This is a genomic window from Cytobacillus sp. IB215665 (assembly GCF_033963835.1).
In the GTDB taxonomy this organism is placed as follows: domain Bacteria; phylum Bacillota; class Bacilli; order Bacillales; family SM2101; genus Nanhaiella.
This window is the reverse complement of the sequence record NZ_JAXBME010000010.1, coordinates 112434-131219: the sequence shown is the minus strand read 5'-3', so window position 1 is coordinate 131219 and position 18786 is coordinate 112434. Positions and strand designations below refer to the sequence as shown.

The following is an 18786-nucleotide window of genomic DNA, read 5'->3' as shown; positions in this document are numbered from 1 at the left end:
CTACAGTTAGGTTTGATGATTTCTGCAACACCGAATGCTCTACTAATAGTCCCAACATTGGAGGAAATATTAGTTGTTTTTACAGCCTCTCTACCTTGTAGTTTCATTTTAGGAAGTTCTGCGTTAGAAAACAAATTTTCTTATTCAGCCAGTTGTTTGTTTCCTAAATAAAGAAGCCCATTCCCTTCAGCATGTCTGCTATAGCCAATTGGTTGAGTATGCTCAATTAAAATATCATATAACTCGTGTTCACATATTTTTCTACCTAACTCTTTTTCTTTCTCATTTAACAACAAGGCTGCTGCACCAGAAACATGTGGTGTAGCCATGGATGTCCCAGACAGCCTTGCATATTTATTATTTGGGTATGTTGACAAAACCTTTACTCCTGGTGCTACTAAATCAATTTCCTCATGTGTATTCGTAAAATCAGCTAGTCTTTTGTCAAAGTCGACAGCTCCGACCGACACGACTTCATCATAATAACCTGGGTAGCTCCTTTCTATTGTATTTACGTTTCCATCCCCCTCGTTCCCCGCAGCACATACGACTAAAATATCGTTATTGACTGCATTTTTGATCGCAGTATGTAGGCTAGGTACATTTTCTGGCCCTCCTAGAGACATGGATATAACACGAACTTTTTCACCATCAGGTCCACGCCAATTTATTGCATATTCCAATGCATCAATTAAACCCTTATAGCTACCTGATCCATCTTTGGATAATACTTTTAAAATCAATAGTTTTACTTCTGGTGCAACACCAACAACGCCATTATTGTTTAACGTGGCCGCTATTGTACCAGCTACATGCGTACCATGATATTGGTTATCATCAAAATTTAATACATCTCCACCATAGTCGTTAGTGAAATTCCTTCCATCTATTATTCTATCTTTTAAATCAGGGTGTTCAATATCACATCCCGTGTCAAGTACAGCAACAACAACACTATTTCCCATATATCCCTTTTCCCACATACTTGGTGCCTCTATTAATGCTACTCCCTGTGGTATTTCGGTTGTTTTGTCAACAATTTGGTCAACCTTATACGGTATTAGTCGAATTTGACTCATTGAAAGTACCTCCTATCGATAATAGCACTTGGCCTGCTTTTTAATTATGGTTCTTTTCGTAAAATGAGCTAGTTGTTATTAATACAAAATTACGACTGTAAAAAGAAGTCTTCTATAATACTCATCATTTTATAGAAGAAAAAGATGCCACGATACTCAAGTTGTATTCTTGTTGATTTAATAGGATGAAAAACAACTATCAATGCGTATAAATGTAGGGCCTAATATTGAGATGAAATAGAATGAATGGATTTTAATCATAGCTTGGATTTTGTATTTATAGAATTTTCAGATAATTAAACCGAGGATTATTCTTATAAATCATAAGTTGTATACACTTAACAATATACCATATTTACCTATTATTTGCTATTAAATAACTTCATCTGTAGGGTTTGCACAATACTATTTTCACAGATAAATAAGCTGTGTAAAGCCTTAAAGTTGATTCATTAAATTTGGCTAATGAAACTACCACATACAGAGAAAGAAGTTTACATGGAGTAGGTTTTCTGCGTATAACAAATAACGGCTATTTAGTAGCTCACTAAAAATGATTTAAATGAAGCATGTTGACTGTTCTCATTAAATAACTAACAACAAATTGTATAAAAGATAACTATACACAAAAAAGAGACAGAATTAAATCCTGTCTCAGCTGCAATGTTGCGCTTAACCTAATTATCACACAGCTTTTTTGTTGTCAATTTTCTCTTCTTCTCCCCAACACTCAACATTCTGCAAACCATCTACGTTTGATACGTGGAATACTGGGTTTTTACCGACTTTGAGTTGAGAGACATAATCATCCAATGTTTTGAAAGCAATTTTGCCTAGAAATGCGATGGCAATTAAATTGGTTATTGCCATTAATGCCATTGATAAATCTGCTAAATCCCAAACGATTTGTACACTTGCTAACGAGCCGAATAATACCATTCCTAACGCTGCAATGCGATATAAGAATAAAACTGTATTATCTTTCTTAATAAACTCAATGTTCGTTTCACCATAGTAATAACTACCGATAATTGAACTAAATGCAAATAAGAAAATTGAAATTGCAATAAATACGCTTGCCCAAGGACCAACATGCGAAACTAATGATGCTTGCAGTAAGTTGATTCCCTCAAATGTTCCTGTTTGATATTCATTTGATAATAAAATAATAAATGCTGTTGCACTACATACGAATAATGTGTCAACGAAAACACCTAGTGTTTGAATAAGGCCTTGTTTTGCAGGGTGAGAGACTGTAGCTGTTGCTGCTGCATTAGGAGCACTACCCATTCCAGCTTCATTAGAGAATAAGCCACGTTTAACCCCATAAGAAATAGCTGCACCAACTGACCCACCTAAAGCTTCATTGAAGCCGAATGCACTAGATATAATTAAACTAAATACTCCAGGTATTGCTTGGAAGTTTGTCACAATAATAAATAGTCCGATGAGAAGATAGAATACCGCCATAACTGGTACAACAACTTGAGACACTTTTGCTATGCGGTTTATGCCACCAAATATTACGAGTGCCGATACCCCAGTTATGATTAATCCCATTACGAGACGACTTGTGCCAAAGGCTGATTCAAATGCAACTGAAATCGTATTTGACTGTACTGAGTTAAAAATTAACCCAAAGCTAATCGTAATGAATATCGCAAAGATAATACCTAACCAACGTGCATTTAAAGCTTTTTCAATATAATAAGCAGGCCCGCCTCTGAATCCATTTTTATCCTTAACTTTGTATATTTGTGCTAACGTACTTTCTATAAAGCTTGTTGCACCACCAACTAAAGCAACGATCCACATCCAAAAAACTGCACCAGGGCCCCCAAGTCCTATTGCAATAGCCACACCGGCTAAGTTACCCGTTCCAATTCTTGTTGCCGCGCCGATACAAAATGATTGAAAGGATGAAATCCCTTTTTTACCGTCTGCTGAGACCGTAGCTTTATCTGTCAACAGCCTAAACATTTCACCTAAAAGTCTAAATTGTACAAACTTCGTTCTAAAAGAAAAATATACACCTAAACCGATTAATAAACCTATTAAAATATAAGACCAAAGATAATTATTTAGTTCGGTAACAATGGTATTGAATAACTGTCCCACTTACTTTCCTCCTCTTGATGCATCACTTCTCCGCTGTTATGTACTAAATTATAAACAACAAAATAGAATATTGCAATAATTTTTTTAATATATCAAAAAATTATATTTATTAAAGTGATTTCATATTTTTATAATTTTTACGGTACTTTCTTAAGTAAACTCCTATATAAATTGTGTATAAGCATTGTATAAAGAAGCTCCAACTCTATTAAACAAAACAATATTCCCTAGTTTTACAATTATTTTTAATATAGTAAGATTAGATTACAAAGGAAGGTGTTTGTATTATGACAATATTAAAAAATTTCAAAGATACTATTACAACTGAAGAGGAATTACGTACAATCATTGGGGAACCTAAACAAATGATTAATGATAAAGTCATTTCTTTTGTTGATGAAAGTTGTAAAAAGTTCATATCACTATCCCCATTTGTATTAATAGGAACAGCAAACGCTGATGGCTCCTGTGACGTGTCTCCCCGTGGTGACGGTGCTGGATTCGTTCAAGTTATTGATAATAAAACACTACTTATTCCTGAGCGTAGAGGAAATAGGAAAATAGATTCATTACGTAACATTCTTTCAAACAATCAAATTGGTCTTCTCTTTATCATTCCTGGTTTAGGAGAAACTCTTCGTGTGAATGGTAAAGCTGTAATTATTAAAGATCAAGTTTTGCTAGAAAAAATGGAAGTGAATGGTGTAATACCAAGTTTAGGTATTGGTGTTGAGGTTGAGGAGCTGTACATACATTGTGCTAAAGCTATGATACGTTCGAAAATATGGGACCATCAATCTTACCCTACGAAAGATGCATTACCATCAGCAGCTAGAATACTTGCAGGTCATTTAAAACTACCAAAAGATGCAGTTGATGATTTACAAAGTAACCTTGATGAAGCTTATGCGAAACGATTATATTAACCCTAGTTAATACATACATAAAACTAAAACTTAAAACGCCTATTACCGTGAGTGAGTTTTGGTGAATACAATGCTCACTCACTATGTTGAATAACGTAAACCGTTTCTTCACTGTCTCTTTACGTAGTCATATATTAATCTTGTTTCTGAAAAAGCAATAATTTTTATTTAGCAGCTCTTCTGTTCCAGGTTCGTAACTATCTAGCAATAGACCCTAACATGTTCTTTAATTTATTTTGCCATAACTGTTCTAGCATTTCTTCTAGTAGCACATTTATTTCACTTTCTACCATTATTAGATCTTACCCTCTTGATTGTATTGAAAGATACCAAAGCAATGCCCTACAGCTATAAAGGAAGCACATACTATTCATCATGATTATGCGACTAGTAATAGCCTTGATTAGCTGTTCATATGTTATGCTACAAATTTATATTCCCTCACCCGATTGAATATCAACTTCTATATTACTTATGATTCCTTACGCTTTATTGATTATTATCATTCTGAATTTTCTATTTGTTCACTTCAAACAATTGCTGCTACTGGAATTGTGATATATTAGAATTAAACAAGCTATTTGTTGCGTGGCATAATTTTTATGGGTTACTATGGTATATATGTTGAGCATAACATTCATAATGAATTGGAATTACTTTTAAAAGATGAGACAAATTTGTAGGCTTTTTTGTATATTTACAGCTAATTGAGGTTTGTATGAAAAACACCAATCAATGTGTAAAAAAGCAAATACTTGTATAGGAGGAAGCGTTGTTGATTGCATTTACAGATCAAATTGTAGTGAGTAAATCCATTGAAGAAACTTTTGATTACGCATCTAATATGGCAAACTCACCTAAAATAATAGCAAATGTAGTTGAAGTAACAAAAATGACTGATGGACCAATCGGTCAGCATACTAAGTTTAAGGAAGTTCGAGAAATTAGAGGAAAAAAAGCAGAGGCCATCATAGAATACGTATCTTTTTCAAAGAATAAATCTTACTCTGCTAGAAGTGCCTTGCAAGGTCTTGAAACGATCTATCATTATGATTTCTCAGAAGCTGAAGGTGGTACTAGAATTGACTTTTCTTGTGAAGTTAACACGAAAGGCTTAAAAATGCGACTTATACGTCCTTTTTTTATAAAAATTTTAAAACAAGAAGACAGTCAACATTTAACGAAATTAAAAGATGCTCTTGAAGCTAATTCTTAAAAAAACCAATACAAGCAAAACACTTTAATGGAGCTTTATAATGGAAAAACTGCCACGCCTTTTTAATGCGCAGTAAAACCATTATGAAAAATAGCCTATTTACATCACAATAACAATTGTAGCACACTAAATTATTACAGTGATTACATGCAATATGCTGTGAATTAATATCCTTTTATAAAAGCTGGTTTGCCAAAGATTGTTGTTTTTCGTACTAAACACGTATAACTAGTACTCGTGGCATTTTTTCTTCTGTTATACGATAACTTTTACGTAAAATGACATCTTTATTTTCTAGTTTAGAAACGATAGCAACAAAGTTTACGAAAAAGCCCTTATAAAAATTAAAATGATTATCGGAGGTATTAATATGGAGTTAACTGTTTATCTTGCAGGAGAAATTCATAGTAATTGGAGAGATGAAATTAAGGAAAAAGCAAAAGCTTTACAGCTTCCATTAACATTTGTTGGCCCTATGGAGAATCATGACCGCTCTGACAATATAGGAGAAGACATTTTAGGTGAACAGCCAAATGCGATTTTCAAAGACGATGCTGCCTCTGATTTTAACAATTTCAGAACCCAAGTATTAATGAATAAAGCTGACATTGTCATTGCATTATTTGGAGAAAAATATAGACAATGGAATACAGCAATGGATGCAAGTGCGGCAATCACTTTACATAAACCACTTATTCTTATACGCCCTGCATCATTGCACCACCCTTTAAAAGAGCTATCTAATAAAGCGAATGTAACTGTTGAAACTGTTAATGAAGCTCTAAAAGCACTTTCTTATGTTTTTGAATCATAGAATGAGTTTTAAGCGTATTTCTACACCATGAGTTTGTACAATAACAAAAGGCTGATGTTGAAATAGACCCAAAGTTCGAAAGGGTCTATTTCCTTTGGTATATCCAAGTAATGTTGTTATCAACCTTTTCAATTACTATTATGGAGAAAAGCGTATACCGGATATGAACAGTTCCTTTCAAATCCTAACTTAGTTGCTAATTTATGTGACGCAATATTATCGTGAGTAGTTTCCCATAACGGAATAAAATTTCTTGCCAATCCATACTCAATTAATTTGGCCCCTGCAACAGTCGCATAACCTTTTCCTTGCTCGTTTTTATCAAAAGTTTCAACACTTATAAAATATGAATCATTATGAACGAAACCATTATTTTTACATATAGCAATGATTTTATTATTCTTTACTATTTTTGACCCAAAACGTGTCTCATTCATTAATTCACATTCCTCTTCTTTATAGCTTGATGTTACAATAGGAAATTGGTCTATTTGACAATCAACCTGCGATTCTATTTGCGTCGTATCAAGTTCTCTAAACTTATCAATATTTAATGTATAAAGAGATTCCCAATGCTTTTTCACAGCGAGATTAGATAAATTTGCGCTAAACTCTTTCTCCCACTCTTGATCTTCACTTTTATAAATTTCAAAAATGTTTTTTTCCTCTATTTTAAGAAACTGCCATAATGAATCAATTATGCTTCCATAAGTATGATTATTAGGAATGTGCCCCTCACAATAAAGCCATCGTCCAAGCGCCCAAACAATCGCAAAATTCGGTTGGAGAACTGAATCAACGAATATCTTACCAGGGTAATTTCCGTAGATAACAGAAAGTGCGGGAATATATTGTTTATGACCTTGAAAGAAATGCTCGACTATTTCATACTGATTCTCGTGTAATTGTTCTAACATCATTTTCCTCCATTTGACTACTATGAATTTCAAAAGGTTTTATGGATAGTATGTCACATTTCGAAAGAAAGAACTAGTTGACAGTTTTGACAGTTTAATAAAATTTTAGTCTCTATACCATAAAATAATGACTAACTATCGTATTCGTTAATGTCCTTCTTAAACGGTATATTTAATAGCTACAAACCACCAACAAAATTAAGAGCTAACAATCCACCATTATGAATATAAAGACCATGTTTACAAGGGCTACTAGGATACCAACCACTATAAAACTATTGTTTTTTCTGATCTCGATAAAGGATTTTCGTCAAATTCGCTAGTTATGAAGTAAAACTGATTCTAAACAGTATATACATTTTAATCACAATCAATATTCTTTTGAATTTTGATCGTTTTTTAACGAAAAAAAACTGTTGTAACTTCACAACAGTTTCTTCACATTGTTATTCAGTTTCCTTCAGTCACCACTACATCTTTTACATAAATTGAACCAGCTTGACCTGTTTGAAAGCCTGCAGGATATATGGTTGCTCTTAGCCATTCAGCATCATCATCAAATGTTTGAGTGATAGTTACCCGCTGCCATTGACCTGGTGCCACATTTACCGTTTTGACTTGATCATTATTTCCATTATTGCCACTATAACCTTTAGCTCTCAAACGAATACTTAACGCTTGTTCCACATCACTTTTCACGAGCATACTATAAGTGTATGTATGGCCGTTTGGATTTAAATTAATTGTATTGTTAACATACCCGCCATTACTTACGGCTGTCAGTTTTAACATTGCCTCTCCATTATCAATGCCGTGCTCTACAACACTGTTAGTCGTGTCTAACACTTGGCTTCCCCACATGTAGATAGTACCTGTTTCACCTGTTTGGTAACCCGCAGGATAGATAGTTGCTCTTAACCATTCTGCTTCTATATCAAAAGCTTGGCTAACTTCAACACGTTGCCATTCATTAGCTTTAAGGTTTACAGTTTGAATCCTATCATTATTTCCGTTACCTCCATTTAAATTACCCTGACTTCTCAAGCGCACACTCACTTGTTGGTCTTGTTCAGACATTAGCCAAACGCTAAAAGTATACGTGCGGTTGTTTGGATTAAGCTGAATTGTGTTATTTACATAACCATTCTCTTCCTTTGCAATAAGTTTTGCAACACGGTCACCATTCAGATATTTCACGTTTTCATCGAATTCAAACGATGTATTATTTCCTTTATTCCATGCATGAGGACTAAATGTATTTAGAGGCTGTTCCCATAAATTATTTACACTGTATTCAAACATAGCAGACACAGGCTTATGATCTGATAGACCTTTCCCGTTGCTATCTAAAAAGTCATCATGAGGAACATCATAATCAGTTACGTTAAGTGTAAGACCGTCACTGCTTCTAAACAAAATTTTATCAATACGCCCACCGGATTCACCAATATCAGGTATTTCACCATTATTTTTTATTTCCGCCCAAGCATCTGAAAAATTAGCATCAACAAATTGCCTTACTCCATCTGTATCTTTCCAATGGCTGTTAAAGTCACCCGTGACAATGACAGCATGATCTTCTGACCATTGTTCAATTTTTGAAAATAATTGCTGAAAATTTTTCTTCCTGACAGTATAATCATCATTACTACCACCAGCATCTGCATGAACATTATATATGTCTATAAATACGCCTTCTGTAACTTCATGCCTAGCAAATGAAAATCCTTTAGGCGTTAAACAATCAGAACCGTCCCCAAACACCCCATGACAGTCATTCCAATCTTCACGTTTAAATTTAGTAAATGGGTATATTGACATTCGATTTAAACCATCTCCAAATCCCATAATCCCTGAATGTGAAGACATATATTCATGTTCGACTGCTGAAATCAAATCACTATGATAATTAAAATCCTCTTGAACTAATACAACATCATAATTATTTAATTTAGGACTGATTTTCTCAGTATTATCTGCGGGGTTAGAAGATGATACAGGGTCCCATAACCCAGCTACATTATAAGTTAACAGCGAAAAACTACCTGTGTTTTCATTGGCTTCTACTACTATATTCTTTTGACCAAAAAATGACAAACAAATGAGCATTGATAAGAAAAGAATAGTTAATAGCTTTTTCATTAAAAATCACCCTTTTGATAGTTTAGTAAATCTGTAAAGAAATTGAGATGAAGTGAAGCATCAATCATCTTAATTCGCTAATTTCTATTATATTTTGATAAATAACAATAATTCTCGAGAATTAATTAAATCCTACCATTATGTTTATATATATGGAAAATTCTGAAATCTGTATTTATCCACTGTAACCTTAAGTTAGATTACTGTTTTCTTTAAATTACTTAATATTTCGAATATTTTAATAAATATATTAATAGTTCTACCATTGCCTTTTTTACTTCCCTCTTTGTAAAGGTTAATCTCATTTTGTATATACATTTTTCACCTTTTGTCCCATTAAGTTTTGGAATTTGTTTTAGTATATCGTTGTAGACGAATAAATTGTAGACTAACTACTCTCATAACATAACAGTAGTAATAGAAGTATATGAACAGAGTATTTGGTAACAATAACATTCAAATATAAGAAGTAATTGCTATTATTAACTAATTCTTAAGAGGATAAGGAGCGGAAAGATGTCGGTGACTTATGTCATGCTTGCTGTTGTTTGGATATTAGGTTCATTGTTTGTTCTAGTAGATGCATCTTATAAGAGAGGGCAAAATCTAGGCTGTTTATGGTCATTAGTAGCACTCACGTTAGGTCCTATTGCAGTCATTGGATATATTTTGGTTAGAAACACCGAATAACTTTGCAATAGTATGTTAAATAACAACAATATTAAGTACATTATATTTACCTTAAGCATTAGATAGTGGCTAGTCAAGTTGGCTAGTTCTTTCGTTCGTATTTCTATTAAACTGTTATATAAAATATTTCATAGAAGGCTGGTTTAAAAGAAAGATCTTTTTATAAACTTTATTGATATTTATCTTATAAATGATCAATATGCTAAGGATTTCCGAATCCCCCAAATTATAAAAATAGCTAAGATGCCCCAAACATTAGATGTAAAAGTGCTAATATTTTAGTACGAAAAGCAACAATATCTGCCAAACAGCCTTTTATAAACTTTGATTCTTTTTTACTTTCATTGAAGTAACTAATGTGGATGTTATGATTTTTATACTGTATAGCTTCTTATTATGAAATGGAACAATTAATGTCAAACAAGCAAAAAGTAAAAAAAAAGGTGACGAAAAGCTGTTTACTTTTCGTCACCCTCCAAAGAGGAATAAGTAGTGTGTAAATACATATTAACACGCTAACATCGACAATTAGTTACAAAAAAGTAACAAATGTCACATTATTGTATTATCCCTTTTTGTTGACTTGAGAGCTAATATTTGAATGCTTGCTGTAATAAAAGTCACAAGGTGCATCAGCTTTAACAGTTTGTCCACGGTATGACACAGCTGGAGTAACGAATGATTCATCGTAATCGTTAATGCCTTTTACTACACATGATATAATTTCTTCGCTTGTTAAAGTGATTATTGCACAACCTTTTGCAGGAAGTGAAATAGATATTTGTTCACCATCTATGCTCAGGTTATGTTCTTTTTCAATTTGTGAATTACTTAAGACATATAATGATTTTTTACCGTCTAGCTCATATAAAAACGTATAACATTCGTCACCAACGACACGCGACTCTTCAATATGAATATTCATTAAATGTGCAAATGTAGGTGAGATTCCACATGATGAGAATGGATTTTCTGGATAATACACTACAATTCCATCTCCATGTTCAACTGTATTGTATCGTTTAGAATCAGTAATTACACTTGCTAAGATATCACATTTATCCATTGCTTCATCGTATTGTGGAACTTCACCGAAGAAGAATAGTTTACCACCGTTATTTACATATTGTAATAACTTCTCCTGTACAGCCCTGTGCATAAAGAAGCCACCTACAATTGAGATTGCACCTTGCTGTTGTAATTCTTCCAAAGAAGCTGTTTCAATATTAACAATCCCAAATTCCCGCTGTTCTTTTAACATCGTAAGCATAAATGATTCCATTGCTTTATAGCCTGAATGTGGTGCCTTCACACCCAATTTTTCAAAATCACGATCCTCAATACCAAATGAAGCTAAGTAACTATATGGTGCATATAGCCCCCACGCGTTTTCATTTCCGCGCTTTCCTTCGGTAATTAGCTGTTCATTTTCCTTTAAATACGAAACTAGGACTTTTAACGCTTCGTATTTCTCCCCTGTTTCACCCTTTTCTGAAATAGGTGAGCAGTCAGGGTACGGACGTGCATGAATTGAATCAAGCTCATCAGTCCACCCGTCAGTAGAAATACCAGTATATACATTAAAGCCTGTAGCCCCAAGTCCCATAGCTAACACTGTTTGGTAAAATGGTACATGGTGATAAATATAACGCCAATCATATAGTGGATCTGAAAAGCCCCAGTTTTCCTCTAGATTTATACCTCTATCACGTTTTACGAGAAGTAAGTATCGTAAAAATGCTGTTTCATCATGAGAAACGACACCAATCCAGTTTGTAAAACCATAGCTAACATCCCAATGTTCTGGTACTACACGTGTTAACCAAAAATCAAAACCTTTTGCCTCATTTAACGGAGGGTTTATATTGTTGAAAACTGGTAATGTTGAATCAATTGCACTACCCCAATTTGTGTATAGATCACCTAAATAACGATTTTGTGTCTCAGCCCAGTGTAAATAAGGTAAAATATCTTTAACATTTTCTTTCGTATGAATATCAAAAGACCTAGGCACAGGGATATCTTGATATGAAGTATAACTTGAACCAAACATGTCATTATACTTGTCAATTGAGCCAAACTGCTTTTGCAATCTTTCTGCATGATATTCTAATCCACTCGGAGAGTAATCATACGCTAAAACACTATGTTGTCCGTCTGAATATAATCCTTCATTTAAAATTTGTAACGCGATTACAGGTCCTGCTGGGTACGTAAATGGCTTAATTACAGTTTCATCACATACTTTATACCAATCCTGCACTGCATTTGTAAAAGCTGGATCAAAAGCAGCAGGTAGGTTTTTATGCCATTTTCGCTCTTTTCCTTCATTATCTAGCATTGCTTCAAACTCTTTACCACCTTCAACAAAATCAGGTAGTCCACCAAAATCAGTTTCAGCATGAATGAAAGGCCCTGGTTTTACAACTGCAAACATATCTTTTTCTTCAACTAGTTTAATAAATGAAAGTACGTCGCGATTCCCTTGAGTTTCCCCAGAAAAATCTATCACATCTTTTCCATCAATCTTTAAATGATGATGTCTCCACGGAACGTAAAATGTAACAACTTCGATTCCTGCTTCTTTTAATGTATCCAGTCGATCTGACCAATTCTCTGGATAGTCTCGGTAGTACGGATAATCTGCTGAAATAAACACAAATGGTTTCCCATCGCGGTATAAAACTCCATCTTTTACATTAATCATTTGGGTATCCCCCATTCTATATTGTTTGTTCTAGTCTGTTAAAGCTTTTATGAAAAGCTACAGTAAAGGTGAGTAACAAAGGCATAATTCCAAACAGCGGTATTATGGTTGGGAAATAACCATAGATAACTCGTATTGACAATATTACGATAAATATCATTAATGTTACTACCGGGTTGGCAACTCCTAATAAAAACGCATTTTTTATCACTTTAAAGGATGAATCTGTTGTGATTGATATTAATGGAAGTGAATAAAAAATCGTTATTAATAAGAACATACTGACAATTACTAGCCCTATACCAAAGATCGTCACTACCATGTTGTTAAATTGCTGTATGATTTGAAAATCGAGATACAACATAAATGAAACAGCTGCCGTTAAAACGCCAAGGATATTTCCTCGAACGAAGTTTTGTTTATATATTGCCCAAAATGTTGAAAAAATAGGGATGTTATCCTGTTCAACAATACGTTTTTTCATAAGATAACAAACAGCTATAGATGCTGGAAAAACTCCAAAAAAAACTAAACCAACGACTGTAAAAAGAAACCATAGTACATTCAGAACAATGAACTGAAATAACATATCAGTAATAAAATAAAGTCGTCGCCCAGCTGAAGATTTAAGCATCTATTTTCTCCCCTTTTTCCCCATTCAACTTATAAGTTTGTTAATTTTTTGTAGTCCCGTTTTAAATGATCAAATACAGGCTTTGTTGTTTTGCGGTCCATCTCAAATAGGCCCATCGTTTGATAAAATTGATTATGGTTTATATACCAGTCATAGACAGTCCAATAATTAATGCCAGCTAAAAAACCCTCGTTATTTTCATGGCCATCTGGTGTAACAGTAGCTTTTTCGAGCAAAGCTCGCAAAGTTTCAGTATAAATGTGTACTTGTTTATCCTTCTCACTGCCATCCTCTCGGGACCAGTATCCGTATTCTGTATTTAAGATAGGCTTGTCCGGCCATGCCTTATGAGCCTGTTCTAAAAAGTTTTTCGTGCCTTCATACGGTGTACTGCCATGAAAAACACCGAAATACATCGTCCACCCTGCAACGTCGAGTGGTTCTACGGATTCATCCCAATATCCTGGCTGGTCAGCTGCTGCGCTCTGCGTAATGAGTCGATGATCGTTATACTTCATACGTAAGTCATTCACTAATCGTTTATTATGCTTCTTTCTTAATACAACCTCAACAGATTCATTTTGCGTACTCCACAAAATAATAGATGGACGATTATAGTTTGATAACACCATTTCGCGCCACATTTGTTGTGCATGAAGCCTAGTTTCTTCAGCCTCATAATGCTCTTTCTCAAATTGCCATAATGGTATTTCACTCTTTGCTGTAAGACCTAATCGATCAAGGATAATGTAAGTGTAAATGTGATTAGGATAATGTGATGTTCTCACAAAATTTATTGATAAGTCTTTCATTTGTAATAAATCATTAACGATACGATCAAAAGAAGCAGTTCTTCCAAAATTAGGCCATTCTTCATGCCTTGCTAAACCAACAAGAAAGATAGGTTTGTTATTTAATGTAATCTTTGTCCCATTAGTGGCAACCGTACGAATTCCAGTCTGGGTAAAAAATTGATCTATAATAGAATGCTCATTAGAAAGCTCAACCTGGCAAACGTATAAATTTGGCTTTCTAATATCCCACAGCTTTGCATTGTCTATTGTTATTTCCGTCGTCCAAATCGCCACACCATTAGCTTCAACGTGCAATGTTTGCTCGCTCGTACCGGAAATATGCTGCCGTTCACCTTTTATATCCTCTGCATACGGCGATTGCAAATAGGATGGTGATTGTTCATTACCTTGAAAGAACTTTAATGAAACTGATATATTTTCTGCTATTTCACTATGGTTTTCAACAACTAATTTCACCTTTACTTTTCCTGATGTATCAACTGGTACAATATCACACCTGCTTATTTGTACAGGAGAAGATGCCTCAATAAATAGGTCATGAATAATGCCTGTATAATTGAAGAAATCGGTTCCTTCTGTAGCTGGAATAATGTCATAGCGACTCCCCCACGGTGGGTTATCAACTCGAATGACTATAGTATTAATTTCACCAGCTCGTACAAAATTTGTAATATTAAATGCAAATGGTGTATAACCACCTTCGTGAACACCTACATACTTACCATTAATCCAAATATCAGCAACATAACTGATAGCGTATGCTTTTAGTATTGCTTCTTTTTCTTCCCAATCCGAAGGGACAGAAAAAGTTCGACGATACCAAACACCATCCTCATACGTTTCCACACCGTGGATACTGGCTTCTCCTGTCATCGCATTTTCAGGCAAAGGTATGCTGTGAGTGTTCAAACGTTCATCATTATACTGGACGTTTGTGATACCTTGAGCATTTTCCTCTGTCGATTTAACCCACTCAGCTGTTCGTTTCGCCATCGTATGTTCATGATTGGCTTGAAATCTCTTTTTTTTCCATTCACCTGCTAAAGAAATTGATTGCCTCTTTTGTGGATCAAAAGAGGGCAATACAGTTCCATTTTGGAATGGAACTTCATGACCTTTGATCGTTTTAAATGACAACGTTGATTGTAAATACATCCTTACCCAACCTTTTCATATACCATATTAATTAACCTTTTACTCCACCAATATTAATACCCTTCATGATGTGCTTCTGTAAGAATAAGAAAACAATAATGAGTGGTAATGCAACCATAACCGAACCTGCAATCATTACAGGGTATAACTCGGCATTCTTATCTGCTGCACTTATTAGTGCACCTAAACCGAGAGATAATGTGTAATTTTCTGGTGTTGTTATAACAACTAATGGCCACATGTAGTTATTGTAGTTCCACATAAATGTGAAAATCCCCAAAATAACAAGTATCGGTTTAGCTAATGGCATCGCAATTTTCCAAAAAATAGTAAACCAACTAGCACCATCGATGATTGCTGCTTCTTCAAGCTCTTTAGATAAACTATAGAAATGTTGGCGCATCAAAAATACATTATATACACTCATCGTAAACGGCAAGATGAGCGCCCAAAGTGTATCATAAAGTCCAAGCTGATTTACAATGATCATATTAGGCACAAGTAATACTGTACTAGGAATCATAAGTGAGACTAGTAGAATTTTAAAAATGACTTCCCTACCTCGAAAATTCAACCGTGCAAAAGCATAACCAGCTAAAGAATTTAAAATTAAGTTAACGAAAGTTGCAATAACCGCTACAAACAATGTATTAAAAAATAGCGTACCTAAATTTAAATATTCAAAGGCGTACTTGTAGTTATCAAAACTGAAATATATACTGCCATCATCGTGTCTTGGCAAAAGAGAAAAAGTAGTTGAAAATATATCTTTACTTTCTTTAAAAGACGAAGAGGCTAACCAAATAAATGGTCCTACAAGAATCACTGCGAATATTGACAAGAAAATATATAAAAATATTCTATCCAATTTAATCTTCATCACATTCACCTACTCATCCATCTTTTCTGGAACAAACTTAAAGTTAATCCAAGTAACGATTAATATGATAACTAACAAAATGTAAGACATAGCCGATGCAGTTCCCATTTCAAAATAACGGAATGCATGGTTGTATAAACTCAACATGTACGACATCGTTGACCCATCAGGACCACCCTTTGTCATTAAATACATTGGGTCGAAAACTTGAAAGCTTGCTATTAGTCCTGTAACGAGTAAAAAGAATATCGTCGGTTGAATCATAGGTAATGTAATATAGATGAAGCGTTGAATTGGATTAGCTCCATCGATTTTGGCCGCTTCATAAACACTATCTGGAATTCCCTTCATCGCTGAAATAATAATCAAGATGTTATAACCTAATCCTGTCCAAATACCCATCACCGCTAATGCAGGTAACGCAGTTGTTACACTACCCAGCCAACTATGATTGATTCCCAATAGTTGATTAACCATCCCAATGAGGGGATCTAATAAAAACACCCACATAGCTGCGACAGCAACAAATGAAGTTACATTTGGAACGTAATATGCTGTTTTAAAGAAACCTTCTCCTTTTACATTTGCATTTAATGCAGATGCCAAAATAAGTGCAAGAAGTATCCCAACTGGTAAACTAAAGAGAATATATTTTAACGTTACCAATAATGAAGGCCAAAAATTTGGATATTTCACCGAATCAAAAAGTAAATTCGTATAGTTTTCAAAGCCAACAAACTTAGGTGTGCTTCTCATGTTCCATTCTGTGAAACTTAGCACAAATGATAATAAAATAGGTAGTAATAAAAATATACTAAAATAAATGATCATTGGTAAAATGAATAAATAACCAATCTTAGTTTGATCATTAAGGGAACCTTTTTTGATGCTTTTACCTTTTTTTCTAGACATACTCATACTCTAGATTCACCTCTTTTTCCCCGCAAATTAATTATTAATTGTCTTATGTTCACATGAATCTCATTTGCAATTTAGGAAAATGCCAAGATCTTTTCCTAAATTGTGAACAAATCATACAAACAATTTGATTATTTACATGACTAAATTTTGTTAAGTATAACTATAACGCTTTAGCATTGATTGTTTTCGCCACATCACCACAACAAACAAATTTAACTTACCCTCGATGATAGTAAAATATCAAGCCAATTTACAAAAATGAGCCTTTTGAAAAGAAGGGGATGTCCAAAAAGTCAATTCACGACTTTTAGACGCCCCTAGTTGAAAGTGTAGAACATTGATATATCAGTGTCTTTATCAAACGGTATATTCTACCAACAAACACTTTAGATTATTCACTAAATAAAATATCGTTTGCTCTATCTTGTGCTGCACCTAATGTTTCTTTTGCATCTTTACCACTTAATGTTATTTCTTCTAAAGCAGTACCAATAACCTCATCATTAACTTTTAACCAATCTGTTAAGCGTGGACGTGCAACAGCTGTTTCCATTTGTTGTAAAAATACTGATAGATTTTCATCTTCTGCATATTTAGGATCTTCAGCTGCTTCTAATTGAACAGGGAAATTACCTGTAATATCAGCAACTGCAATTGAATTTTCTTTAGATGTTAAAAATTTAACTAATCCCCATGCCGCTTCAGGACTATCACTATTTTCATATACTACGATGTTATCTCCACCGATATTTGAATAAGATTGAACACCTTCTTTAGAAGGAATTAATGCAACACCAAAGTTTAAGTCAGGGAAGTTGTTTTTGAATGCGTCAATTTCCCATGGGCCACTAATTTTCGTTGCAAGTTTACCATTTCCGAAAGCATCTTGGCTGTCACGAACTGCTAAATCCGAGTATTTGTATAAGCTGTTCAACAATTCTGCAGCTTCAACTCCTGCCTCTTCACCAAATGTCGCTTCAGTCTCATCTGCATTTACCATACTTCCGCCTCCACTATGAACAAAAGCAGGGAATAACCAAGCTGCCCAGCCACCAGTACCGACTCCTTCATAAGCACCGATTTGATCCTTCACATACACCTCTTCTGCCATTGCTACCCAATCATTCCAAGTTGCTGGTGGTGTAGGTACTAAATCTTTATTATAGAAAAGAGCTACAGTCGTTTGATTAAGTGGTAATCCAAATAAGTTTCCATCTACTACATTCGTATCGAATGCGCCTGTGAAATATTGCGTACGATCAATACCATTTTCACCATCTGCATATTCATCTAGTTGTAGTAACGTACCATCTTCAGCAAACTTTGGCACTAACGGTTGGTCTAAATATGAAACGTCAGGGTTTTTCCCAACAGCAATTGCACTATTTAACTTCGTATTAAAATCATCCTTTGGAATATATGAAGTTTTTACTGTTACGTCATTTGCTTCTTCATACTCGTCAATTAGTGCATTTAAAGAGTCTTTATGTTCTTTTGAACCTGGCTCATAAGCCCAAAATTCAATTTCATTGCCCCCTTCGGCACCTCCAGCTTTATCTCCTTCATCAGCAGTACCACAACCGGCTAAACCAATTGTTAGAGCAACAGCTGACGCAAATGGCATGAATTTTTTCATGTTAATCATTGTTAAGTTCCTCCTTATAGTTCAATATTTTCTATTAGTTTGTAGAGATTTCACTAATGGTATTCAAAAATATGACAATCATCTTTAATAGGACGTCCTACTAAAATATGAGTTAATCCACCTCCTT

Annotated in this window: 14 protein-coding genes; 4 read left to right on the top strand and 10 right to left on the bottom strand. The window is 34.3% G+C overall.

The genetic code is table 11. The features are described from left to right. Nucleotides 1–140 precede the first annotated feature (140 nt). Together SLH52_RS13295 and SLH52_RS13290 are read right to left on the bottom strand one after the other, a co-directional pair. Complete coding sequence (locus SLH52_RS13295; RefSeq protein ID WP_320209761.1) at nucleotides 141–1079, bottom strand: S8 family peptidase; 939 nt, start codon at nucleotides 1077–1079, stop codon at nucleotides 141–143. Nucleotides 1080–1763: 684 nt separating this feature from the next. Beyond that, a complete protein-coding gene (locus tag SLH52_RS13290; protein ID WP_320209760.1) occupies nucleotides 1764–3197 on the bottom strand; it encodes an alanine/glycine:cation symporter family protein in 1434 nt (477 codons plus the stop codon). 287 nt (nucleotides 3198–3484) lie between these two features. Between SLH52_RS13290 and SLH52_RS13285 the strand changes: the two genes are divergently transcribed. The 3 genes from SLH52_RS13285 to SLH52_RS13275 all read left to right on the top strand — a co-directional run bounded on the left by SLH52_RS13285 (nucleotide 3485) and on the right by SLH52_RS13275 (nucleotide 6153). After that, entirely contained in the window at nucleotides 3485–4123 is a 639-nt protein-coding gene (locus SLH52_RS13285; protein ID WP_320209759.1) for a pyridoxamine 5'-phosphate oxidase family protein, read from the top strand. A gap of 775 nt (nucleotides 4124–4898) precedes the next feature. Further along, nucleotides 4899–5339 (top strand): SRPBCC family protein, encoded by a 441-nt coding sequence (locus SLH52_RS13280; RefSeq protein WP_320209758.1) that lies wholly within the window; start codon nucleotides 4899–4901, stop codon nucleotides 5337–5339. 370 nt (nucleotides 5340–5709) lie between these two features. Further along, nucleotides 5710–6153, top strand: a complete 444-nt coding sequence (locus SLH52_RS13275) for a YtoQ family protein (protein ID WP_320209757.1) — start codon at nucleotides 5710–5712, stop codon at nucleotides 6151–6153. Between the two features lie 128 nt (nucleotides 6154–6281). On the opposite strand, the gene SLH52_RS13270 is transcribed toward SLH52_RS13275, so the two are convergent. Both SLH52_RS13270 and SLH52_RS13265 read right to left on the bottom strand, forming a co-directional pair. Continuing rightward, nucleotides 6282–7070: a GNAT family N-acetyltransferase gene (locus SLH52_RS13270; protein ID WP_320209756.1), complete on the bottom strand. Its 789-nt coding sequence runs from the start codon at nucleotides 7068–7070 to the stop codon at nucleotides 6282–6284. A gap of 450 nt (nucleotides 7071–7520) precedes the next feature. Then, nucleotides 7521–9212, bottom strand: a complete 1692-nt coding sequence (locus SLH52_RS13265) for a phage head spike fiber domain-containing protein (protein ID WP_320209755.1) — start codon at nucleotides 9210–9212, stop codon at nucleotides 7521–7523. 516 nt (nucleotides 9213–9728) lie between these two features. Between SLH52_RS13265 and SLH52_RS13260 the strand changes: the two genes are divergently transcribed. Beyond that, on the top strand, nucleotides 9729–9902 hold the full coding sequence (locus SLH52_RS13260) for a hypothetical protein (RefSeq protein WP_214482290.1): 174 nt from the start codon (nucleotides 9729–9731) through the stop codon (nucleotides 9900–9902). Between the two features lie 565 nt (nucleotides 9903–10467). Here SLH52_RS13260 and SLH52_RS13255 read toward each other — a convergent pair. The 6 genes from SLH52_RS13255 to SLH52_RS13230 form a co-directional block, all read right to left on the bottom strand. Beyond that, nucleotides 10468–12609 (bottom strand): beta-galactosidase, encoded by a 2142-nt coding sequence (locus tag SLH52_RS13255; RefSeq protein ID WP_320209754.1) that lies wholly within the window; start codon nucleotides 12607–12609, stop codon nucleotides 10468–10470. Between the two features lie 16 nt (nucleotides 12610–12625). Continuing rightward, nucleotides 12626–13243 (bottom strand): YesL family protein, encoded by a 618-nt coding sequence (locus tag SLH52_RS13250; protein WP_320209753.1) that lies wholly within the window; start codon nucleotides 13241–13243, stop codon nucleotides 12626–12628. 29 nt (nucleotides 13244–13272) lie between these two features. Beyond that, entirely contained in the window at nucleotides 13273–15213 is a 1941-nt protein-coding gene (locus SLH52_RS13245; protein WP_320209752.1) for a glycoside hydrolase family 2 TIM barrel-domain containing protein, read from the bottom strand. A 31-nt stretch (nucleotides 15214–15244) separates the two neighbouring features. Further along, a complete protein-coding gene (locus SLH52_RS13240; protein WP_320209751.1) occupies nucleotides 15245–16093 on the bottom strand; it encodes a carbohydrate ABC transporter permease in 849 nt (282 codons plus the stop codon). Nucleotides 16094–16102: 9 nt separating this feature from the next. Then, nucleotides 16103–17011, bottom strand: a complete 909-nt coding sequence (locus SLH52_RS13235) for a sugar ABC transporter permease (protein ID WP_320209750.1) — start codon at nucleotides 17009–17011, stop codon at nucleotides 16103–16105. Nucleotides 17012–17405: 394 nt separating this feature from the next. Further along, entirely contained in the window at nucleotides 17406–18659 is a 1254-nt protein-coding gene (locus SLH52_RS13230) for an ABC transporter substrate-binding protein (RefSeq protein WP_320209749.1), read from the bottom strand. Between the last annotated feature and the right edge of the window lie 127 nt (nucleotides 18660–18786).